The organism is Pantoea sp. X-Soil-TKNS-1211 (genome assembly GCF_059730495.1).
This window is the reverse complement of record NZ_AP035953.1, coordinates 3,396,321-3,417,662: the sequence shown is the minus strand read 5'-3', so window position 1 is coordinate 3,417,662 and position 21,342 is coordinate 3,396,321. Positions and strand designations below refer to the sequence as shown.

General features: G+C 52.5%; 16 protein-coding genes, 2 tRNA genes, 3 rRNA genes and 1 other annotated feature. Of the genes, 16 read left to right on the top strand and 5 right to left on the bottom strand.

Features of this window, described 5'->3' with window-relative positions; all coding sequences use genetic code 11:
* The first annotated feature begins 124 nt into the window (after positions 1-124).
* From ffh to rplS, 5 genes are all read left to right on the top strand, one after another.
* Positions 125-1,486: a signal recognition particle protein gene (ffh, locus tag AC6I8W_RS16165; protein WP_480365196.1), complete on the top strand. Its 1,362-nt coding sequence runs from the start codon at positions 125-127 to the stop codon at positions 1,484-1,486.
* Between the two features lie 142 nt (positions 1,487-1,628).
* Positions 1,629-1,877 (top strand): 30S ribosomal protein S16, encoded by a 249-nt coding sequence (gene rpsP / locus AC6I8W_RS16160; RefSeq protein ID WP_013510204.1) that lies wholly within the window; start codon positions 1,629-1,631, stop codon positions 1,875-1,877.
* 18 nt (positions 1,878-1,895) lie between these two features.
* Positions 1,896-2,444: a ribosome maturation factor RimM gene (rimM, locus tag AC6I8W_RS16155; protein ID WP_480365193.1), complete on the top strand. Its 549-nt coding sequence runs from the start codon at positions 1,896-1,898 to the stop codon at positions 2,442-2,444.
* Between the two features lie 35 nt (positions 2,445-2,479).
* On the top strand, positions 2,480-3,244 hold the full coding sequence (gene trmD / locus AC6I8W_RS16150) for a tRNA (guanosine(37)-N1)-methyltransferase TrmD (protein ID WP_480371652.1): 765 nt from the start codon (positions 2,480-2,482) through the stop codon (positions 3,242-3,244).
* Positions 3,245-3,286: 42 nt separating this feature from the next.
* Positions 3,287-3,634: a 50S ribosomal protein L19 gene (gene rplS, locus AC6I8W_RS16145; protein WP_497835824.1), complete on the top strand. Its 348-nt coding sequence runs from the start codon at positions 3,287-3,289 to the stop codon at positions 3,632-3,634.
* 67 nt (positions 3,635-3,701) lie between these two features.
* Here rplS and AC6I8W_RS16140 read toward each other — a convergent pair whose 3' ends face one another.
* Complete coding sequence (locus AC6I8W_RS16140; RefSeq protein ID WP_497835823.1) at positions 3,702-4,223, bottom strand: GNAT family N-acetyltransferase; 522 nt, start codon at positions 4,221-4,223, stop codon at positions 3,702-3,704.
* A 299-nt stretch (positions 4,224-4,522) separates the two neighbouring features.
* Here AC6I8W_RS16140 and aroF point away from each other — a divergent pair, with 299 nt between their 5' ends.
* Positions 4,523-5,602 (top strand): 3-deoxy-7-phosphoheptulonate synthase AroF, encoded by a 1,080-nt coding sequence (gene aroF, locus AC6I8W_RS16135; protein ID WP_480365185.1) that lies wholly within the window; start codon positions 4,523-4,525, stop codon positions 5,600-5,602.
* 6 nt (positions 5,603-5,608) lie between these two features.
* Complete coding sequence (gene tyrA / locus AC6I8W_RS16130; protein ID WP_497835822.1) at positions 5,609-6,730, top strand: bifunctional chorismate mutase/prephenate dehydrogenase; 1,122 nt, start codon at positions 5,609-5,611, stop codon at positions 6,728-6,730.
* Positions 6,731-6,763: 33 nt separating this feature from the next.
* Here the strand turns inward: tyrA and pheA are convergent, their stop codons facing one another.
* From pheA to bamD, 4 genes are all read right to left on the bottom strand, one after another.
* The gene (gene pheA, locus AC6I8W_RS16125; protein ID WP_497835821.1) at positions 6,764-7,927 is read right to left on the bottom strand and encodes a bifunctional chorismate mutase/prephenate dehydratase; all 1,164 of its coding nucleotides are present in this window, start codon (positions 7,925-7,927) and stop codon (positions 6,764-6,766) included.
* Positions 7,928-7,949: 22 nt separating this feature from the next.
* Positions 7,950-8,074 (bottom strand) — a sequence feature (Phe leader region).
* Positions 8,026-8,073, bottom strand: coding sequence for a pheA operon leader peptide PheL (gene pheL, locus AC6I8W_RS16120; protein ID WP_100703679.1), 48 nt, complete (start codon positions 8,071-8,073; stop codon positions 8,026-8,028). It overlaps the preceding feature by 48 nt.
* A gap of 98 nt (positions 8,075-8,172) precedes the next feature.
* Positions 8,173-8,499: a ribosome-associated translation inhibitor RaiA gene (raiA, locus tag AC6I8W_RS16115; RefSeq protein ID WP_013510195.1), complete on the bottom strand. Its 327-nt coding sequence runs from the start codon at positions 8,497-8,499 to the stop codon at positions 8,173-8,175.
* A 267-nt stretch (positions 8,500-8,766) separates the two neighbouring features.
* Positions 8,767-9,498, bottom strand: a complete 732-nt coding sequence (gene bamD, locus AC6I8W_RS16110) for an outer membrane protein assembly factor BamD (RefSeq protein WP_480365179.1) — start codon at positions 9,496-9,498, stop codon at positions 8,767-8,769.
* Between the two features lie 130 nt (positions 9,499-9,628).
* On the opposite strand from bamD, the gene rluD reads away from it, so the two are divergent.
* The 9 genes from rluD to AC6I8W_RS16065 all read left to right on the top strand — a co-directional run bounded on the left by rluD (position 9,629) and on the right by AC6I8W_RS16065 (position 21,322).
* A complete protein-coding gene (rluD, locus tag AC6I8W_RS16105; protein ID WP_497835820.1) occupies positions 9,629-10,609 on the top strand; it encodes a 23S rRNA pseudouridine(1911/1915/1917) synthase RluD in 981 nt (326 codons plus the stop codon).
* A complete protein-coding gene (gene yfiH, locus AC6I8W_RS16100) occupies positions 10,606-11,334 on the top strand; it encodes a purine nucleoside phosphorylase YfiH (RefSeq protein ID WP_497835819.1) in 729 nt (242 codons plus the stop codon). Before rluD ends, yfiH begins: the two co-directional genes overlap by 4 nt.
* 126 nt (positions 11,335-11,460) lie before the next feature.
* Positions 11,461-14,034, top strand: a complete 2,574-nt coding sequence (gene clpB, locus AC6I8W_RS16095) for an ATP-dependent chaperone ClpB (protein WP_497835818.1) — start codon at positions 11,461-11,463, stop codon at positions 14,032-14,034.
* A gap of 445 nt (positions 14,035-14,479) precedes the next feature.
* Positions 14,480-16,021 (top strand): 16S ribosomal RNA (locus AC6I8W_RS16090).
* 73 nt (positions 16,022-16,094) lie between these two features.
* Positions 16,095-16,171: transfer RNA gene (locus tag AC6I8W_RS16085), tRNA-Ile, on the top strand.
* 146 nt (positions 16,172-16,317) lie between these two features.
* Positions 16,318-16,393: transfer RNA gene (locus AC6I8W_RS16080), tRNA-Ala, on the top strand.
* Positions 16,394-16,589: 196 nt separating this feature from the next.
* Positions 16,590-19,495, top strand: a 23S ribosomal RNA gene (locus AC6I8W_RS16075).
* A 146-nt stretch (positions 19,496-19,641) separates the two neighbouring features.
* A 5S ribosomal RNA gene (rrf, locus tag AC6I8W_RS16070) occupies positions 19,642-19,757 on the top strand.
* The 16S, 23S and 5S rRNA genes sit together here with 2 tRNA genes alongside, the layout of an rRNA operon.
* A gap of 260 nt (positions 19,758-20,017) precedes the next feature.
* Positions 20,018-21,322: an MFS family transporter gene (locus AC6I8W_RS16065; protein WP_497835817.1), complete on the top strand. Its 1,305-nt coding sequence runs from the start codon at positions 20,018-20,020 to the stop codon at positions 21,320-21,322.
* Positions 21,323-21,342 lie beyond the last annotated feature (20 nt).

Sequence of the window (21,342 nt, the reverse complement as noted above, 5' to 3'; positions counted from 1 at the left end):
AACGTCAGCCGCAGCAGGCTCCAAACGATCTGAAGGGCAATTGCAGAGATCGGCCTGGCTTCGTGTTATAATCCGCCGCATTGTGTCGCCCAGGCGGCCTCGCTATGTGTCTAAGTGAGAGAGCATGTTTGATAATTTAACCGATCGTTTGTCGCAAACCCTGCGCAATATTAGCGGCCGCGGAAGGCTGACTGAAGACAACATCAAGGACACGCTGCGTGAAGTGCGTATGGCGTTGCTGGAAGCGGATGTCGCGCTGCCGGTGGTCCGTGAATTTATCAACCGCGTCAAAGAGCGCGCGGTCGGCCACGATGTGAACAAGAGCCTGACGCCGGGTCAGGAGTTCATCAAAATTGTTCGCACGGAGTTGGTTGAGGCAATGGGTGCAGAAAACAATGCACTTAATCTTGCCGCACAGCCACCGGCTGTGGTGCTGATGGCCGGCCTGCAAGGTGCAGGTAAAACCACCAGCGTCGCGAAACTGGGTAAATTCCTGCGTGAAAAGCACAAGAAAAAAGTGTTGGTCGTCTCTGCTGACGTCTATCGCCCGGCGGCAATTCGCCAGCTGGAAACGCTGGCAGAGCAGGTTGGCGTGGATTTCTGCCCGTCGGACCTGAGCCAGAAACCTGTCGACATCGTGAACAACGCGTTGAAAGAAGCGCGTCTGCAATTTTACGATGTCCTGTTAGTCGATACCGCTGGTCGTCTGCACGTTGACGAAGCGATGATGGACGAGATCAAACAGGTTCACGCCGCGATCAATCCGGTGGAAACGCTGTTTGTGGTTGATGCGATGACGGGTCAGGATGCCGCCAATACCGCGAAGGCGTTTAATGAAGCGCTGCCGCTGACCGGTGTGATCCTGACCAAAGTCGATGGTGACGCACGCGGTGGTGCGGCGTTATCGATTCGTCATATTACCGGCAAGCCGATCAAATTCATGGGTGTCGGTGAGAAGACTGAGGCGCTGGAGCCGTTCTATCCAGATCGTATCGCCTCACGCATCCTCGGCATGGGCGATGTGCTGTCGCTGATTGAAGATATCGAAAGCAAGGTGGATCGCGAGCAAGCGGAAAAGCTGGCGAAGAAACTGAAAACCGGCGATGGCTTTGACCTCAACGATTTCCTTGAGCAACTGAAGCAGATGCGCAACATGGGCGGCATGGCAAGCCTGATGGGTAAGCTGCCGGGCATGGGTCAATTGCCTGATAATGTGAAATCACAGATGGACGACAAGCTGCTGGTGCGTATGGAAGCGATCATCAACTCGATGACGCGTAAAGAGCGCGAGAAGCCGGAAATCATCAAGGGTTCACGCAAGCGCCGCATCGCTTTGGGTTCGGGTATGCAGGTGCAGGATGTCAACCGACTGCTGAAACAGTTCGATGATATGCAGCGCATGATGAAGAAAATGAAGAAGGGCGGCATGGCGAAAATGATGCGTAGTATGAAGGGCATGATGCCGCCAGGGTTCCCCGGTCGCTAAGGTGACTGGCTAAATGCCGGAAAAGTGAGATGCTCAGGTTGCTTTTTGCGCCAAAATGAGTAAAATTTTCGGGCTTTTTATATTGCACCCGGGCCCCGTTCCTCGATGGGGCCCGGTTGTTTTATTAACTAATGAGGATGTTATGGTAACCATTCGTTTGGCACGTCACGGCGCTAAAAAGCGTCCGTTCTATCAGGTCGTCGTAACTGACAGCCGCAATGCTCGTAACGGTCGCTTCATCGAGCGCGTAGGTTTCTTCAACCCGATCGCTGCAGGTCAGGCTGAAGGTCTGCGTCTGGATCTGGACCGTATTGAGCACTGGGTTGGCCAGGGCGCAACGCTTTCTGATCGCGTTAACGCGCTGATCAAAGAAGCAAAAAAAGCAGCTTAATCTGTCACGGTGGTGAGCATGAGCAGAAAACCTGCCGCACAGCCTCCCGCTAACCCGATTGTATTGGGGAAGATGGGTGCCGCTTACGGCATTCGGGGCTGGCTCAAAGTGTTTTCTTCCACCGAAGAAGCCGAAAGTATCTTCGACTATCAGCCCTGGTTTATTCAGCATGCCGGTCAATGGCAGCTGGTCGAACTGGAAGGCTGGAAGCACCACAATCAGGACCTGATCATCAAAGTCAAAGGCATTGACGATCGGGATGCCGCGGCACAATTAACCAATTGCGAAATTACGGTTGATTCCGCGCAACTGCCGGCGCTGGAAGAGGGTGATTACTACTGGAAAGACCTGATGGGTTGCAAAGTAGTAAACCTCGAAGGCTACGAAATGGGCAAAGTCATTGATTTGATGGAGACCGGTTCGAACGACGTTCTCGTCGTTAAGGCAAACCTGAAAGATGCATTCGGTGCACAGGAACGGTTAATACCGTTTCTGGATGAACAGGTTATCAAGAAAGTCGATCTCACTACTGGCACTATTGAAGTAGATTGGGATCCTGGTTTTTGATCTCCGGACAAACCGGTAACGCAACGGCGAACGCGATGTGGATTGGTGTTATTAGCCTGTTTCCAGAGATGTTTCGCGCTATTACCGATTACGGGGTAACTGGCCGGGCAGTAAAAAATGGCCTGCTCAGCATTGAGAGCTGGAGTCCTCGTGACTTCACGCACGACCGGCACCGTACTGTGGACGATCGTCCTTACGGCGGCGGACCGGGAATGCTGATGATGGTGCAACCCTTGCGGGACGCCATCCACGCAGCGAAAGCAGCGGCGGGAGCAGGTGCTAAGGTGATTTATCTTTCACCTCAGGGACGCAAACTCGACCAACAGGGCGTTTGCGAACTGGCGACACAGCAGAAGTTGATTCTGGTTTGTGGCCGTTATGAAGGGATAGATGAGCGCGTAATCCAAACCGAAATTGATGAAGAATGGTCAATCGGCGATTATGTACTCAGTGGCGGTGAACTGCCAGCCATGACGTTAATTGACTCCGTCGCCCGGTTTATACCAGGCGTGCTGGGAAAGCAGGCGTCAGCCGACGAGGATTCGTTCTCGGATGGTTTGCTGGATTGCCCACACTATACCCGACCTGAAGTGTTAGAGGGGATGGATGTTCCGGCAGTGTTACTGTCGGGGAACCATGCCGATATTCGCCGTTGGCGCCTGAAACAGTCGCTAGGCCGTACCTGGCTGAGAAGACCTGAACTTCTGGAAAACCTGGCTCTGACTGAAGAGCAAGCAAGGTTGCTTACTGAGTTCCAGCGTGAACATCAGCAGCAGCAAAACGATGAGGCGGAAGAGTAATCTTCCCTGACTATCAGTTTACCCAGGATAAGAGATTTAATTATGAGCAACATTATCAAGCAAATTGAACAAGAGCAGATGAAACAGGACGTACCTTCCTTCCGTCCGGGTGATACCGTGGAAGTGAAAGTATGGGTCGTTGAAGGGACTAAGAAACGTCTGCAGGCATTCGAGGGCGTGGTTATCGCTATTCGTAACCGCGGTCTGCACTCTGCATTCACTGTTCGCAAGATTTCTAACGGCGAAGGCGTTGAGCGTGTCTTCCAGACTCACTCTCCGGTAATTGACAGCATCGCTGTTAAACGTCGTGGTGCTGTGCGTCAAGCCAAACTGTACTACCTGCGTGAGCGTACTGGTAAGTCTGCTCGTATCAAAGAGCGTCTTAACTAAGAGCTCGCGTAAGCGACATCTCAAAGTTAATAGCAAACAAGGGGTTGGCATCTGCCAGCCCCTTTTTTTATCCGCGTTTCAAATGATAGATTGCGGTATTCACCGGGCCACTTTCCAGTACGATCAAACCGTAGCGATAATCCACAAAGCTAAATCCACTGCGTTCCGCGACGGTACGGCTGGCGAGATTATCTGCGGCTGCCAGAATCTCCAGTATCTTCAGTTTGTGTGACTGAAACCCCAGCTCAACCAGCCGTTCGACAGCACGGGTTGCCACGCCCTGGCGCTGAGCATCAGAACGTACCCAATAGCCTATCGCGCTGAACTCTCCTGGTTGTTGGGCAAAACGGATTCCGGCACCACCTAACAAACGATCATGTCCATCAACGATGGCAAACTCCTCTGCTTCACCCCGATCACGCTGAATATGGGTAAAATTAATCCAGCTGATTGCCTCTTCGACACGGTAGTCCTCATGCGCCCACACCATCCACGGCTGAAGGCTGGCGAGTGACTCATTCACTGCTTCGGTAAAGGCACTGGCATCGTCTAGATAATAGGGGCGAAGATGTACAGCAGCGATTGCCATCGGTTTGATCCTGAAAAGTGACGAATAACAGAATGTTAGCGCAAGTTTTTCGGTTAGTCGCGTGATGTTTACTATAGGTGTGTAAACTATACTTTACTATCATGCTTTGTGTGCTTGCTCTTTTATTTGTTATAACTGTTTGTATTTTAATTGATTAATTCATTTTTTCTCGATCGGTTGGTTGGCATGGTAATAAAAGTGTACATGTATGGATTACATCATTTACGACTTGTGATAAAGTGTGCGCCATCCTCAGTGAGGATCCCAACACGCATAAACGAGTAAAAAGGATCGCTATCATGCAAAAAGACGCGCTGAACAATGTGCATATCGCCGATGAACAAATTTTAATTACCCCCGGAGAACTGAAAGCGAAATTCCCGCTGAGTGCTGCTCAGGAGGCGCAAATTGCGGCTTCCCGTCAGACTATCTCCGATATCATCGCTGGCCGTGATCCGCGCCTGCTGGTGGTTTGTGGCCCTTGTTCTATCCACGATACCGAAGCTGCACTTGAATACGCCCGTCTGTTAAAAACTCTTTCTGCACAGCTGAAGGATCAGCTGTACATCGTTATGCGTGTCTATTTTGAGAAACCCCGTACCACCGTCGGCTGGAAAGGGTTGATCAACGATCCCTATATGGACAACTCGTTTGATATGGAAGCCGGGCTGCACATTGCGCGTCAGCTGCTGGTGAACCTGGTGGAGATGGGACTGCCGCTGGCGACCGAAGCGCTCGATCCGAACAGCCCGCAATACCTTGGTGACCTGTTCAGCTGGTCGGCCATTGGCGCGCGTACCACCGAATCTCAAACCCACCGCGAGATGGCTTCTGGCCTTTCTATGCCGGTTGGCTTTAAAAATGGTACCGATGGTAGCCTGGGCACGGCGATCAACGCGATGCGCGCTGCTGCCATGCCACACCGTTTTGTCGGTATCAACCAGGCCGGTCAGGTGTGCCTGTTGCAGACTCAGGGCAATCCGGATGGTCACGTGATTCTGCGTGGTGGCAAAGCACCCAACTACGGCCCGGAAGATGTCGCCCAGTGTGAAAAAGAGATGGTCAAAGCGGGACTGCGCCCGGCCTTAATGATAGATTGCAGCCATGGCAATTCTAACAAAGACTATCGCCGTCAGCCGGGTGTAGCCGAATCGGCTATTGCCCAGATTAAAGATGGAAACCGCTCCATTATCGGCCTGATGCTGGAAAGCCACATTCATGAAGGCAATCAGTCTTCTGAGCAGCCGCGTAGTGAGATGAAGTACGGTGTGTCCGTCACCGATGCCTGCATCAACTGGGACACCACCGAAACTTTACTGCGTGAAATCCATCAGGATCTGCAGGGAGTGCTGTCGGCGCGTCTGTCACACGAGGTGTAATAAGTCATGGTGGCTGAACTGACCGCGCTACGCGATCAAATCGATGAAGTAGATAAAGCCCTGCTCGGGTTGCTGGCGAAGCGGCTTGAGCTGGTTGCTGAAGTAGGTGAAGTAAAAAGTCGTTATGGCTTACCGATATATGTGCCGGAGCGTGAGGCCAGTATGCTGGCTTCGCGTCGCCAGGAAGCTGAGGCGCTCGGTGTACCACCGGATCTGATTGAGGATGTGCTGCGCCGTCTGATGCGCGAATCCTACACCAGTGAAAATGACAAAGGCTTCAAAACCCTGTGTCCGACACTGCGTCCGGTGGTGATTGTTGGTGGCCGTGGCCAGATGGGACGTCTGTTTGAAAAAATGCTGACCTTGTCTGGCTATCAGGTTCGTCTGCTCGACAAGGAGGACTGGGAGCAGGCTGACGAGTTACTGAAAGATGCCGGTATGGTGATCATCAGTGTGCCGATCCATCTGACCGAGCAGATTATCGCAAAGCTGCCAAAACTGCCGGAAGATTGTATTCTGGTTGATCTGGCATCGGTGAAGAATCGTCCATTGCAGGCCATGCTGGCGGCGCACAACGGTCCGGTGCTTGGTCTGCACCCGATGTTTGGCCCGGACAGCGGCAGCCTGGCAAAACAGGTTGTGGTGTGGTGCGATGGGCGTCAGCCGGAAGCCTACCAGTGGTTCCTTGAGCAGATTCAGGTATGGGGAGCGCGGCTGCATCGGATCAGTGCTGTCGAGCATGACCAAAACATGGCGTTTATTCAGGCGTTGCGCCATTTCGCGACCTTTGCCTATGGCCTGCATCTGGCGGAAGAAAACGTCAATCTGGATCAGCTGCTGGCCTTGTCTTCACCGATTTACCGCCTGGAGCTGGCGATGGTGGGGCGGTTGTTTGCGCAGGATCCACAGTTGTATGCAGACATCATTATGTCTTCAGAAAGCAACATCGCGCTGATTAAGCGCTATTACCAGCGTTTTGGCGAAGCGATTACTTTACTGGAACATGGCGATAAACAGGCGTTTATTGATAGCTTCCGGCGCGTGGAACACTGGTTTGGTGACTACGCGAAACGCTTCCTGGTTGAGAGTCGCAGTATGTTGCGCTCGGCCAACGATAGCCGACAATAAAAGAAAAGGGCATCCTCAGGGATGCCCTTTTGCTTAGATGCGCGGCTCTACCGGCACTACATTCTCACCCGGATAACAACCGAGTACTTTCAGTGAGCGGGTCAGACCGCGCAACTCTTCCAGCGCACGCTGCATGCTGTCAGATTGCAGATTACCTTGCACGTCGATGTAAAACATCTCTTCCCATGGATTGCCGTTGATCGGACGCGATTCGAGTTTGCTCATGATCAGGTTGTGTTGGCGCAGAACCAGCAGCGCTTCAACCAGCGCCCCTGCCTGCTGCCCGGTCGCCATAATCAGTGTGGTTTTGGCCGGAACCTGGTCAGAGACGTCAATCGGCTTACGCGCCAGTACAATAAAACGCGTGTGGTTTTGCTGCTGGTTGGCCAGATCGCGTTCCAGTACCTGTAATTGATATAACTCACCACCCGCTTCACTGCCGAGTGCGGCCACTTTCGGTGAATTCATCGCCGCCACTTTTTCCATCGCTGCTGCCGTGCTTTCGGTGTATTCAATTTTCCACTGCGGGAAACGGTTGATGAACTGACTGCACTGCTGGAACGGTTGCGGATGGCTGTAAACGGTCTCAATCTGTTGCAAATCGGTATTGCCGCTGACTAATACACAGTGCTCAATAGGAATAGTCAGTTCGCCGACAATCGATAACGAAGTTTGTTGCAGCAGGTCGTAAACGTCATTGATGGAACCGGAAGAGGTGTTCTCAATTGGCATCACGGCATAGTCAGCCTGACCGCTTTCCACTTGCTGAATGATGTCCTGAAATTTCAAACAACCACTTTCCACCATCGAATCGAAATGGCGAGCGGCATATTTGCGCGCGGCAAGGTGTGAATAGGAGCCTTTCGGACCGAGAAACGCGATGCGTGGCGCATGTGCATGCGGATGGTTGAGATTCTTTTGCAGCAGCGCCTGCTGAGTCAGGACAGAATCCTCAATCACCAGTTGGAAAAGACGCGTGATGTAATGCGCATCGAGCTGGTGCTTTTTCCCCAGCGTAATCAGGTTTTCCAGCAGGGCACGTTCACGTTCGACATCGCGGATCGGGCGATGGGTTTCCAGTTTGGCTTGCGCTACTTCTACTGCCAGGCTGCGGCGCTCAGCCAGCAGCGTCAGTAGCTTTTCATCAACAGCGCTGATTTTGTCGCGTAATGCCAGCAGTGGGTTATCGGGGTTCATTAGGCTCACCTGTAAGCTGTCCAATAAAAAAGCCTCCCGGTTGGGAGGCTTTGTTGTTCGTCTTCGCATTCATTTTCACATGACGAATCGCCTCCCAATCAGGGGAAGGTAAAAAAGAATGCGAAGAAGAACGGCAGATGTTTCATAGCAATTTCCAAAAATAAAGTGTCCCGAGATTAACCGCACTGATTTAAGGCTGTCAATAAAAAACGCGCCCGCAGGCGCGTTGCTGAGAAAATCGACGTTTATCCTGCTGGCGTAAAATCTTTCACACTCGTGGTAGCGCGACGCGCTTCAGGTTTGTGTTGCGCTTTATTGAGCTGTCGCTCCAGCTTGGCAATCAGGTCGTTGATTGCGGTGTACATATCATCATGTTTCGCGCTGGCGACCAGCGTGCCGTTTGGTGTGTTAATCGTGGCATCGGCCACAAATTCTTTCGGCTCTTTCGATAACACAATGTGCGGATTTATCAGGTGAGTTTGCCATTTTTCCAGCTTGGCGAGACGGTCTTCGACATGGTTGCGGATAGCCGCAGTGATTTCCATTTGTTTACTGGTAATGTTCAGAATCATCATTCAAACCTCTCTGTCATTTCCGTCTTGGTAGGTCCAGCATACCGCGGAAACATGGAAAATGTGTGATAAAGATCACGTAAAAATGTCACTTTTTGTCAATGCCAACAAATTGTGAGAAAGGCCGGGAAAGTGGCGGAAAAAGCTTGAAGAGTGGGGATGAACGGGGCAAGATTGACGAGTTAACCGGGATGAGAAATAAGATTTTTGTCTGATTTTTCATCAAAAAAAGCAGCCAGTGAAGGCTGCTTTTTTGTTTGCTACAAATCAGGCGTTATTGGCGGCGATGATTTTTGCTACTTTATCGGCCTCAGCAGTTAATTGCAGCTGGCGATAGGCATTTTCCATCAGCGGCAGCGCCTCATGGGTGGCTTGCGTGTCCGGGTAATCCTTCATCATCCCTTCTACACGGTTAACAACAGCGACATAAGCACCGCGCTTGGTATAGAATTGCGCCACTGAAAGTTCATACTTCGCCAGGCGCTCTTTCAAGAACACCAGACGTTTCTGCGCATCAGCGGCATACTGGCTGTTCGGGTAACCTCGCAGCAGCTGGGAGAAGTCGCGGAACGCATCACGGGCGTGAGTCGGATCGCGATCGGAACGATCAATACCGAAGAAGCCTTGCAGTGCGGAGTCATCCAGCGCCATATCCGTCAGACCTTTCATGTAAATGACATAGTCGATGTTCGGATGGGTCGGGTTAAGACGCATAAAGCGTGCAATAGCGGCTTGCGCCAGCGGCAGATCGGCATTTTTGTAATACGCGTAGATCAAATCCAGCTGTACCTGCTGAGAATACGGGCCGAACGGATAACGGTTATCCAACGCTTCCAGTTGCTTAATCGCCGCTTTAAAGTTACCGTCCTGCAGTTTTTGCTGAGCTGTGGCGTAAATCTCAGACGGCGGGCTGTCCGGTACTGTGTCCTTAGAACCGGAGCAACCCACCAGTGCCAGGCTCAGTGTGGCAGCAGCCACCAGATGTTTCATACGCGTCATGACGAAATGATTATCCTCAAAGTGTTATGGCGGAAGCTGTCCGTGTAGCTCCCGGTAATGACCAGGTACGATAGCACATTATATTAAACGGCATCGCCGTGAAAACCCAACGTTAACGAAGAAGCTGTATATGGCACAACAAGTTCAACTCACCGCAACGGTGTCCGAAGCACAACTTGGACAACGCTTAGATCAGACTTTGGCGGAATTGTTCCCTGATTATTCACGTTCTCGCATAAAAGAATGGATCCTCGAGCGTCGCGTCAGTGTCAACGGCACCGTCATCGACAAACCGAAAGAAAAAGTTCTGGGCGGCGAGCAGGTGTCGATCAGCGCTGAGATCGAAGAAGAACAACGCTGGGAAGCGCAAAACATCCCACTGAATATCGTCTATGAAGACGACGATATCATCGTCATTAACAAACCTCGCGACCTGGTGGTGCACCCTGGCGCAGGCAATCCGGATGGTACGGTGCTGAACGCGCTGCTTTACCATTACCCGCCGATCGTGGATGTACCGCGTGCGGGTATTGTCCATCGTCTGGATAAAGACACCACCGGGTTGATGGTGGTGGCGAAAACCATACCGGCACAAACGCATCTGGTTGAAACGCTGCAACTGCGTGAAATCACCCGTGAGTACGAAGCGGTTGCGATTGGCACCATGACGGCGGGTGGTACGGTGAATGAGCCGATGGCACGTCACTCCACCAAACGTACCCATATGGCAGTGCATCCAATGGGCAAACCGGCGACCACGCATTATCGCATCATGGAGCATTTCCGAGCGCACACCCGTTTACGTCTGCGTCTGGAAACGGGTCGTACGCACCAGATTCGTGTACATATGGCCCATATCAACCATCCACTGGTGGGCGATCCGCTGTACGGTGGCCGTCCTCGCCCACCGAAAGGCGCTTCTGACGAATTTATCGCGACACTGCGCGGTTTTGATCGTCAGGCGCTGCACGCAACAATGTTGCGTCTCTATCATCCGATTACCGGTATTGAGATGGAGTGGCACGCGCCGCTGCCACAAGACATGGTTGATCTGATTGATGCCCTGAAAGCGGATACCAATATGTTCCGCGATCAACTGGACTGGTTGTGAGTGACCTGATCATCCCGGACTGGCCGGCACCGGCTTGTGTTCGGGCATGTTCAACAACACGCCACGGCGGGGTAAGCCTCGCCCCATGGGGTTCACTCAATCTTGGTAGCCATGTCGGCGACAGTGGCGATCATGTGAACCTTAATCGTCAGCGCCTGGTCGAGCTGGCGCAATTGCCGGCTATGCCGCAATGGCTGAATCAGGTTCATGGTCAGGATGTGGTGCGTTTACCCAATAGCAAAACGATTCCTGACGCTGATGCTGCGATTACTCGTGAAGCGAATGTCGTGTGTGCCGTGATGACGGCGGATTGCTTGCCGGTGTTATTCTGCGCCAGTGATGGCAGCGAGGTTGCCGCAGCGCATGCAGGCTGGCGTGGTTTGTGTAATGGCGTGCTAGAGCAGACGCTGGCGCAATTTCACTGCCCGCCCGATGAGATACATGCATGGCTGGGGCCAGCCATTGGCCCACAGGCGTTTGAAGTTGGCGCGGAAGTGCGGGCGGCATTTATGGCGCAGGATGTCCGTGCTGCAGAGGCATTTCGTCCGGCGGGTGAAAAATATTTTGCCGACATCTGGCTGCTGGCGCGTCAGCGTCTGCAAGCCGCAGGTGTGCACTCCATCAGTGGTGAACAGCGCTGTACCTGGCATGAAAACGACGATTTTTTCTCCTTCCGACGCGATCGCATCACCGGGCGTATGGCAACTTTGATTTGGCTGAGATAACCTTACGCCACAAGACGATCCAGTTAGCGTATTTTTTGCTCACAACTCAGGTCATTAACCTTGAAAAATTTGAGGGATGACCTCATTTAATCTCCAGTAGCATTTTGACCTGTAATGGGAGGAATCATGCGTCTGGATCGTCTTACTAATAAATTCCAGCTGGCCCTGGCCGATGCACAGTCCCTTGCTCTGGGACACGATAACCAATTCATTGAACCCCTTCATGTGATGAGCGCGTTGCTCAATCAGGATGGCGGATCGGTGCGTCCGTTGCTCACGGCGGCGGGTGCCGATGTCGCGGGCCTGCGTACCGGTATTGAACAGGCTATCAATCGATTACCACAAGTTGAAGGCACTCATGGTGACGTACAGCCGTCCGCCGATTTGGTGCGCGTACTCAATTTGTGCGACAAGCTGGCGCAAAAGCGCGGCGATAACTTTATTTCATCTGAATTATTTGTTCTGGCGGCCCTGGATTCGCGCGGCTCGCTGGCTGATTTACTTAAGTCTGCTGGCGCAACTTCGGAAAAACTCGCTAAGGCCATCGAGCAATTGCGAGGGGGAGAGAACGTGAACGATCAAGGGGCTGAAGATCAGCGCCAGGCATTAAAAAAATACACTATCGATCTGACCGAGCGCGCCGAACTGGGCAAACTCGATCCGGTGATTGGCCGTGACGAAGAAATACGTCGTACCATTCAGGTGCTGCAACGTCGTACCAAAAATAACCCGGTCCTGATTGGTGAGCCAGGGGTGGGTAAAACCGCGATCGTCGAAGGTCTGGCCCAGCGCATCATTAATGGTGAAGTGCCGGAAGGGCTGAAAGGGCGTCGGGTACTGGCTCTGGATATGGGCGCGCTGGTGGCTGGTGCGAAATATCGTGGTGAGTTTGAAGAGCGCCTGAAAGGGGTACTGAACGATCTGTCAAAGCAGGAAGGTAACGTCATCCTGTTTATTGATGAGCTGCATACCATGGTGGGTGCCGGTAAAGCTGACGGTGCAATGGATGCCGGTAATATGTTGAAACCGGCTCTGGCACGCGGTGAGCTTCATTGTGTCGGTGCTACGACGCTGGATGAGTATCGTCAATACATCGAAAAAGACGCAGCGCTGGAACGTCGTTTCCAGAAAGTCTTTGTTGCTGAGCCGAGCGTTGAGGATACCATCGCGATTTTGCGCGGCCTGAAAGAACGTTATGAGCTGCACCATCATGTGCAAATTACCGATCCGGCAATTGTGGCAGCGGCCACGCTTTCGCATCGCTATATTGCAGACCGTCAATTGCCAGATAAAGCCATCGACCTGATTGATGAGGCGGCTTCCAGCATTCGTCTGCAAATCGATTCGAAGCCGGAACCCCTGGATCGACTCGACCGTCGTATTATCCAGCTTAAACTGGAGCAGCAGGCGCTGAAGAAAGAGTCTGATGATGCCAGTGTTAAACGCCTGGAGATGCTGGAAGCGGAACTCGACCAGAAAGAGCGCGAATACGCCGAGCTGGAAGAAGAGTGGAAAGCAGAAAAAGCGTCACTGACCGGGACGCAGAATATCAAGGCTGAACTGGAACAGGCTCGATTGTCGCTGGAGCAGGCACGTCGTGTGGGTGATCTGGGACAGATGTCTGAATTGCAGTACGGCAAAATTCCGGCGCTGGAAAAACAGCTGGCAGCAGCAACGCAATCAGAAGGCAAGACCATGAAACTGTTACGCAACCGCGTAACAGATGTGGAAATTGCCGATGTGCTGGCGCGCTGGACCGGCATTCCGGTGGCTCGCATGATGGAAGGTGAGCGCGATAAGCTACTGAGGATGGAACAGGAACTGCATGCGCGCGTCATCGGACAGGATGAAGCGGTAGAAGCGGTATCGAACGCGATTCGTCGTAGCCGTGCGGGTCTTTCCGATCCCAACCGGCCAATTGGCTCCTTCCTGTTCCTGGGGCCAACGGGTGTGGGTAAAACTGAGCTTTGTAAGGCGCTGGCAAATTTCCTGTTCGACAGCGACGACGCCATGGTGCGTATCGATATGTCCGAATTTATGGAGAAGCATTCGGTATCGCGTCTGGTGGGCGCTCCTCCGGGATATGTCGGCTATGAAGAAGGTGGTTATCTGACTGAAGCCGTACGTCGTCGTCCTTATTCGGTGATTCTGCTGGATGAGGTGGAGAAAGCGCATCCGGATGTGTTCAACATTTTGTTGCAGGTGCTGGATGATGGTCGCTTAACCGATGGCCAGGGGCACACGGTCGATTTCCGTAACACCGTGGTGATCATGACCTCAAACCTGGGTTCTGATTTGATTCAGGAACGCTTTGGCGCGTTAGATTATCCGGAAATGAAGGATCTGGTGATGTCGGTTGTTGGACATCATTTCCGTCCGGAGTTTATCAACCGTATTGATGAAGTCGTGGTATTCCATCCGTTGGGTGAAAAACACATTGCTTCTATTGCGCAGATTCAGTTGCAGCGGTTGTACAAACGTCTGGAGGATCGCGGCTACCAGCTGCACATATCGGATGAGGCCATCCGGTTGTTGGGCGAGAACGGTTACGATCCGGTTTACGGTGCGCGACCACTGAAACGCGCTATCCAACAGCAGATTGAAAACCCGCTGGCACAACAGATTCTTTCTGGTGCGCTGGTTCCGGGTAAAACCATTGAGATGGATGTAAAAGATGATGCGATTGTCGCGCATCAATAAATAAAAAGACGATCACGGGCCTGCGGGCCCGTTTTTTATGCCTTTCGCACAGGGTTTTGCTGGATTTTGCAACGCTTTGCCTGGAAAGTGAGCGGTCGCGCAAAAAGTTTAAATTAGCGCTTGTCACTCAGGATTATCTCCCTATAATGCGCCTCCACTGACACGGCAAAGCGGCAACGCAGACGGTCAGCGAGGGACGAAGTGATTCATCCCGCCAGAGAAAAATCTTGAAAAAGAGATTGACTCTGAAGGAGGAAAGCGTAATATACGCCACCTCGCGACAGGCGGTTAACCCGCTGTTCGCACTGCTCTTTAACAATTTATCAGACAATCTGTGTGGGCACTCGCAGGATTGATATCAAAAGTCTACGGACTTAAAAAATATCAAGTCTCAAGAGTGAACACGTAATTCATTACGAAGTTTAATTCTTTGAGCATCAAACTTAAATTGAAGAGTTTGATCATGGCTCAGATTGAACGCTGGCGGCAGGCCTAACACATGCAAGTCGAACGGTAGCACAGAGGAGCTTGCTCCTCGGGTGACGAGTGGCGGACGGGTGAGTAATGTCTGGGGATCTGCCCGATGGAGGGGGATAACTACTGGAAACGGTAGCTAATACCGCATAACGTCGCAAGACCAAAGTGGGGGACCTTCGGGCCTCACACCATCGGATGAACCCAGATGGGATTAGCTAGTAGGTGGGGTAACGGCTCACCTAGGCGACGATCCCTAGCTGGTCTGAGAGGATGACCAGCCACACTGGAACTGAGACACGGTCCAGACTCCTACGGGAGGCAGCAGTGGGGAATATTGCACAATGGGCGCAAGCCTGATGCAGCCATGCCGCGTGTATGAAGAAGGCCTTCGGGTTGTAAAGTACTTTCAGCGGGGAGGAAGGTGTTGGAGTTAATAGCTTCAGTAATTGACGTTACCCGCAGAAGAAGCACCGGCTAACTCCGTGCCAGCAGCCGCGGTAATACGGAGGGTGCAAGCGTTAATCGGAATTACTGGGCGTAAAGCGCACGCAGGCGGTCTGTCAAGTCGGATGTGAAATCCCCGGGCTTAACCTGGGAACTGCATTCGAAACTGGCAGGCTGGAGTCTTGTAGAGGGGGGTAGAATTCCAGGTGTAGCGGTGAAATGCGTAGAGATCTGGAGGAATACCGGTGGCGAAGGCGGCCCCCTGGACAAAGACTGACGCTCAGGTGCGAAAGCGTGGGGAGCAAACAGGATTAGATACCCTGGTAGTCCACGCTGTAAACGATGTCGACTTGGAGGTTGTGCCCTTGAGGCGTGGCTTCCGGAGCTAACGCGTTAAGTCGACCGCCTGGGGAGTACGGCCGCAAGGTTAAAACTCAAATGAATTGACGGGGGCCCGCACAAGCGGTGGAGCATGTGGTTTAATTCGATGCAACGCGAAGAACCTTACCTGGCCTTGACATCCAGAGAACTTAGCAGAGATGCTTTGGTGCCTTCGGGAACTCTGAGACAGGTGCTGCATGGCTGTCGTCAGCTCGTGTTGTGAAATGTTGGGTTAAGTCCCGCAACGAGCGCAACCCTTATCCTTTGTTGCCAGCGATTCGGTCGGGAACTCAAAGGAGACTGCCGGTGATAAACCGGAGGAAGGTGGGGATGACGTCAAGTCATCATGGCCCTTACGGCCAGGGCTACACACGTGCTACAATGGCGCATACAAAGAGAAGCGACCTCGCGAGAGCAAGCGGACCTCATAAAGTGCGTCGTAGTCCGGATTGGAGTCTGCAACTCGACTCCATGAAGTCGGAATCGCTAGTAATCGTAGATCAGAATGCTACGGTGAATACGTTCCCGGGCCTTGTACACACCGCCCGTCACACCATGGGAGTGGGTTGCAAAAGAAGTAGGTAGCTTAACCTTCGGGAGGGCGCTTACCACTTTGTGATTCATGACTGGGGTGAAGTCGTAACAAGGTAACCGTAGGGGAACCTGCGGTTGGATCACCTCCTTACCTGAAGATACCTTCCTTCGAAGTGCTCACACAGATTGTCTGATGAAATTTAAAGAAGCAGAAAAACCTCTACAGGCTTGTAGCTCAGGTGGTTAGAGCGCACCCCTGATAAGGGTGAGGTCGGTGGTTCAAGTCCACTCAGGCCTACCAAATTTCTCCTCATGCTGCGTTATGCGCGCGGTCGTTTACCGGTGTAAACTTCCCTTCCGCATGCCTTGCCTGAGATGAAATTACATTCTTCGCTGAAGAATGGTTACTCGGTTGAGTGGTAGTAGTGGTCTCTGCAGTGACTGTATGGGGCTATAGCTCAGCTGGGAGAGCGCCTGCCTTGCACGCAGGAGGTCAGCGGTTCGATCCCGCTTAGCTCCACCATTACAGTTTTTCAATACTTCAGAGCGTACCGGAAACGGTGTGCTGCGAAGTATTTGCTCTTTAACAATCCGGAACAAGCTGAAAATTTGAAACGACACGTTGTTTCATTTCTCCGTAATAAGAAATGAAAGCGATGTGTTCGAGTCTCTCAAATGCTTGCAGTCTGCATGCGTTGCAAAACGCCTGTGGGTTGTGAGGTTAAGCGACTAAGCGTACACGGTGGATGCCCTGGCAGTCAGAGGCGATGAAGGACGTGCTAATCTGCGTAAAGCGTCGGTAAGGTGATATGAACCGCTACAGCCGACGATGTCCGAATGGGGAAACCCGGTGCACTCTGTGCATCATCGTTAACTGAATACATAGGTTAACGAGGCGAACCGGGGGAACTGAAACATCTAAGTACCCCGAGGAAAAGAAATCAACCGAGATTCCCCCAGTAGCGGCGAGCGAACGGGGAACAGCCCAGAACCTGAATCAGTTTGTGTGTCAGTGGAAGCGTCTGGAAAGTCGCAGGGTACAGGGTGATACTCCCGTACACGAAGATGCACATACTGTGAGTTCGATGAGTAGGGCGGGACACGTGGTATCCTGTCTGAATATGGGGGGACCATCCTCCAAGGCTAAATACTCCTGACTGACCGATAGTGAACCAGTACCGTGAGGGAAAGGCGAAAAGAACCCCGGCGAGGGGAGTGAAACAGAACCTGAAACCGTGTACGTACAAGCAGTGGGAGCATCCTTCGGGGTGTGACTGCGTACCTTTTGTATAATGGGTCAGCGACTTATATTCTGTAGCAAGGTTAACCGTATAGGGGAGCCGCAGGGAAACCGAGTCTTAATTGGGCGTTAAGTTGCAGGGTATAGACCCGAAACCCGGTGATCTAGCCATGGGCAGGTTGAAGGTTGGGTAACACTAACTGGAGGACCGAACCGACTAATGTTGAAAAATTAGCGGATGACTTGTGGCTGGGGGTGAAAGGCCAATCAAACCGGGAGATAGCTGGTTCTCCCCGAAAGCTATTTAGGTAGCGCCTCGTGAATTCATCTCCGGGGGTAGAGCACTGTTTCGGCTAGGGGGCCATCCCGGCTTACCAACCCGATGCAAACTGCGAATACCGGAGAATGTTATCACGGGAGACACACGGCGGGTGCTAACGTCCGTCGTGAAGAGGGAAACAACCCAGACCGCCAGCTAAGGTCCCAAAGTCATGGTTAAGTGGGAAACGATGTGGGAAGGCCCAGACAGCCAGGATGTTGGCTTAGAAGCAGCCATCATTTAAAGAAAGCGTAATAGCTCACTGGTCGAGTCGGCCTGCGCGGAAGATGTAACGGGGCTAAACCATGCACCGAAGCTGCGGCAGCGACACTGTGTGTTGTTGGGTAGGGGAGCGTTCTGTAAGCCGTCGAAGGTGGACTGTGAGGTCTGCTGGAGGTATCAGAAGTGCGAATGCTGACATAAGTAACGATAAAGCGGGTGAAAAGCCCGCTCGCCGGAAGACCAAGGGTTCCTGTCCAACGTTAATCGGGGCAGGGTGAGTCGACCCCTAAGGCGAGGCTGAAAAGCGTAGTCGATGGGAAACAGGTTAATATTCCTGTACTTGGTGTTACTGCGAAGGGGGGACGGAGAAGGCTGGGTTATCCGGGCGACGGTTGTCCCGGTTTAAGCGTGTAGGCTTGCATTCCAGGCAAATCCGGAATGCTTTAAGGCTGAGGCGTGATGACGAGCCACTACGGTGGTGAAGTAACTGATGCCCTGCTTCCAGGAAAAGCCTCTAAGCTCCAGGTAACACGAAATCGTACCCCAAACCGACACAGGTGGTCAGGTAGAGAATACCAAGGCGCTTGAGAGAACTCGGGTGAAGGAACTAGGCAAAATGGTGCCGTAACTTCGGGAGAAGGCACGCTGGCGCGTAGGTGAAGGGACTTGCTCCCGGAGCTGAAGCCAGTCGAAGATACCAGCTGGCTGCAACTGTTTATTAAAAACACAGCACTGTGCAAACACGAAAGTGGACGTATACGGTGTGACGCCTGCCCGGTGCCGGAAGGTTAATTGATGGGGTTATCCGTAAGGAGAAGCTCTTGATCGAAGCCCCGGTAAACGGCGGCCGTAACTATAACGGTCCTAAGGTAGCGAAATTCCTTGTCGGGTAAGTTCCGACCTGCACGAATGGCGTAATGATGGCCAGGCTGTCTCCACCCGAGACTCAGTGAAATTGAAATCGCTGTGAAGATGCAGTGTACCCGCGGCAAGACGGAAAGACCCCGTGAACCTTTACTATAGCTTGACACTGAACATTGAGCCTTGATGTGTAGGATAGGTGGGAGGCTTTGAAGCGTGGACGCCAGTCTGCGTGGAGCCGACCTTGAAATACCACCCTTTAATGTTTGATGTTCTAACGTAGGCCCGTGATCCGGGCTGCGGACAGTGTCTGGTGGGTAGTTTGACTGGGGCGGTCTCCTCCCAAAGTGTAACGGAGGAGCACGAAGGTTGGCTAATCCTGGTCGGACATCAGGAGGTTAGTGCAATGGCATAAGCCAGCTTGACTGCGAGAGTGACGGCTCGAGCAGGTGCGAAAGCAGGTCATAGTGATCCGGTGGTTCTGAATGGAAGGGCCATCGCTCAACGGATAAAAGGTACTCCGGGGATAACAGGCTGATACCGCCCAAGAGTTCATATCGACGGCGGTGTTTGGCACCTCGATGTCGGCTCATCACATCCTGGGGCTGAAGTAGGTCCCAAGGGTACGGCTGTTCGCCGTTTAAAGTGGTACGCGAGCTGGGTTTAGAACGTCGTGAGACAGTTCGGTCCCTATCTGCCGTGGGCGCTGGAGAATTGAGGGGGGTTGCTCCTAGTACGAGAGGACCGGAGTGAACGCACCACTGGTGTTCGGGTTGTCATGCCAATGGCATTGCCCGGTAGCTAAGTGCGGAAAAGATAAGTGCTGAAAGCATCTAAGCACGAAACTTGCCCCGAGATGAGTTCTCCCTGACCCCTTGAGGGTCCTGAAGGGACGTTGAAGACGACGACGTTGATAGGCCGGATGTGTAAGTGCAGCGATGCATTGAGCTAACCGGTACTAATGACCCGTGAGGCTTAACCTTACAACGCCAGAGGCGTTTTGTTGAGAGACGCAGAGAATTTTCAGCCTTGTTCGACCGGATTAAGTTGTGTCCTGCGGATTCAGGTCCGAAGGATTTTGCGCTGAAGCAAGGCGGCAAAAGACACAGGACAGAGCACAAAGAATTTGCCTGGCGGCTGTAGCGCGGTGGTCCCACCTGACCCCATGCCGAACTCAGAAGTGAAACGCCGTAGCGCCGATGGTAGTGTGGGGTCTCCCCATGCGAGAGTAGGGAACTGCCAGGCATCAAACAAGTGAAGAAACCCTGAACGAAAGTTCAGGGTTTTTTTACGTCTGCGCATCCGGTAGCGGCGCGATTTATCGCGCGCTTTGCAGGCCACGGTACGGTAAAAATCGCGCGATAAATCGTGCCGAAACGGGGCATGATAGCTGTTACAAATCCACGCATTTTGCCATTCAGGCGTTAATCCGGTTCACTTCACAGGCCAACAAATGCTTTACTGAATTCTTTGGCGTTTATTATTCGCAAGGAAAAGAGGTAAAAATGACAGACTCTCTACAACAAAAAGTGGTACAACACGACACGACGGCCATTAGCAAACAACGCATCTGGGCGATTGTTGGTGCCTCATCTGGCAACCTGGTTGAATGGTTCGATTTCTACGTATATTCCTTCTTCTCACTCTATTTTGCCCATATCTTTTTTCCATCGGGCGACACCACCACCCAACTACTGCAAACCGCAGGTGTCTTTGCTGCTGGCTTTTTGATGCGTCCTATTGGCGGCTGGTTATTTGGTTATATTGCCGATCGTCACGGACGCAAAAATTCTATGCTGATCTCGGTGTGCATGATGTGCCTTGGCTCGCTGGTGATTGCCTGTCTGCCGGGTTACGCTGAAATCGGCATTGCAGCGCCGGTTATTCTGCTGCTGGCCCGTATGTTTCAGGGGCTTTCCGTCGGCGGCGAATACGGTACCAGCGCGACCTATATGAGTGAGGTTGCGCTGGAAGGGCGTAAGGGCTTCTACGCATCATTCCAGTACGTTACCTTGATTGGCGGTCAATTATTGGCCGTACTCACGGTCGTGGTATTACAGCTGCTTCTCAGTGATGAGCAGTTACACAGCTGGGCCTGGCGTATCCCCTTCTTCCTCGGTGCCATTCTGGCGGTGGTTGCGCTTTGGTTACGCCGTTCCCTTAATGAAACCTCAGAGAAAAAACACCGTGAGCATCGCGATGCAGGCAGTATCTTTGGCTTGCTGCGTAACCACTCGCGTGCATTTCTGATGGTGCTGGGATTCACCGCTGGCGGGTCACTCAGCTTTTATACTTTTACCACCTACATGCAAAAGTATTTGGTCAATACCGCAGGCATGGATGCTCGTGCGGCGAGTGGGTTAATGACCGGTGCATTGCTGGTCTTTATGTTGATTCAGCCTATCATCGGTGCGCTCTCGGATAAAATTGGGCGTCGCGCCTCAATGATGATCTTTGGCGCTGGCGCAGCCATTTGTACCGTACCGATCCTGACATTACTGCAAAATGTGCAGAGTGGTTGGCTGGCGTTTGTTCTGGTGATTCTGGCATTGATCATCACCAGCTTCTACACCGCCATCAGCGGGATCCTGAAGGCTGAAATGTTCCCACCCGAAGTGCGAGCACTCGGCGTTGGATTATCTTATGCGGTCGCGAATGCCATCTTCGGCGGTTCAGCTGAGTACATCGCGTTGTTAATGAAAAAAGAGGGAATCGAGACCAGTTTCTTCTGGTACGTATCAGTGATGGGAGCATTAGCCTTTTTGGTTTCACTAATGCTGCATCGTAAAGGGAAGGGTATCGCTTTATAGCAGAGGGCCAACCGCTCCTG

Bases quoted from the DNA above. Each gene is read 5' to 3' on its own strand.
- trmD (WP_480371652.1), top strand. From the start codon at position 2,480: ATGTGGATTGGTGTTATTAGCCTGTTTCCAGAGATGTTTCGCGCTATT.
- ffh (WP_480365196.1), top strand. From the start codon at position 125: ATGTTTGATAATTTAACCGATCGTTTGTCGCAAACCCTGCGCAATATT.
- bamD (WP_480365179.1), bottom strand. From the start codon at position 9,498: ATGACGCGTATGAAACATCTGGTGGCTGCTGCCACACTGAGCCTGGCA.
- rimM (WP_480365193.1), top strand. From the start codon at position 1,896: ATGAGCAGAAAACCTGCCGCACAGCCTCCCGCTAACCCGATTGTATTG.
- rluD (WP_497835820.1), top strand. From the start codon at position 9,629: ATGGCACAACAAGTTCAACTCACCGCAACGGTGTCCGAAGCACAACTT.
- pheA (WP_497835821.1), bottom strand. From the start codon at position 7,927: ATGAACCCCGATAACCCACTGCTGGCATTACGCGACAAAATCAGCGCT.
- AC6I8W_RS16140 (WP_497835823.1), bottom strand. From the start codon at position 4,223: ATGGCAATCGCTGCTGTACATCTTCGCCCCTATTATCTAGACGATGCC.
- tyrA (WP_497835822.1), top strand. From the start codon at position 5,609: ATGGTGGCTGAACTGACCGCGCTACGCGATCAAATCGATGAAGTAGAT.
- rpsP (WP_013510204.1), top strand. From the start codon at position 1,629: ATGGTAACCATTCGTTTGGCACGTCACGGCGCTAAAAAGCGTCCGTTC.
- raiA (WP_013510195.1), bottom strand. From the start codon at position 8,499: ATGATTCTGAACATTACCAGTAAACAAATGGAAATCACTGCGGCTATC.
- AC6I8W_RS16065 (WP_497835817.1), top strand. From the start codon at position 20,018: ATGACAGACTCTCTACAACAAAAAGTGGTACAACACGACACGACGGCC.
- clpB (WP_497835818.1), top strand. From the start codon at position 11,461: ATGCGTCTGGATCGTCTTACTAATAAATTCCAGCTGGCCCTGGCCGAT.
- aroF (WP_480365185.1), top strand. From the start codon at position 4,523: ATGCAAAAAGACGCGCTGAACAATGTGCATATCGCCGATGAACAAATT.
- rplS (WP_497835824.1), top strand. From the start codon at position 3,287: ATGAGCAACATTATCAAGCAAATTGAACAAGAGCAGATGAAACAGGAC.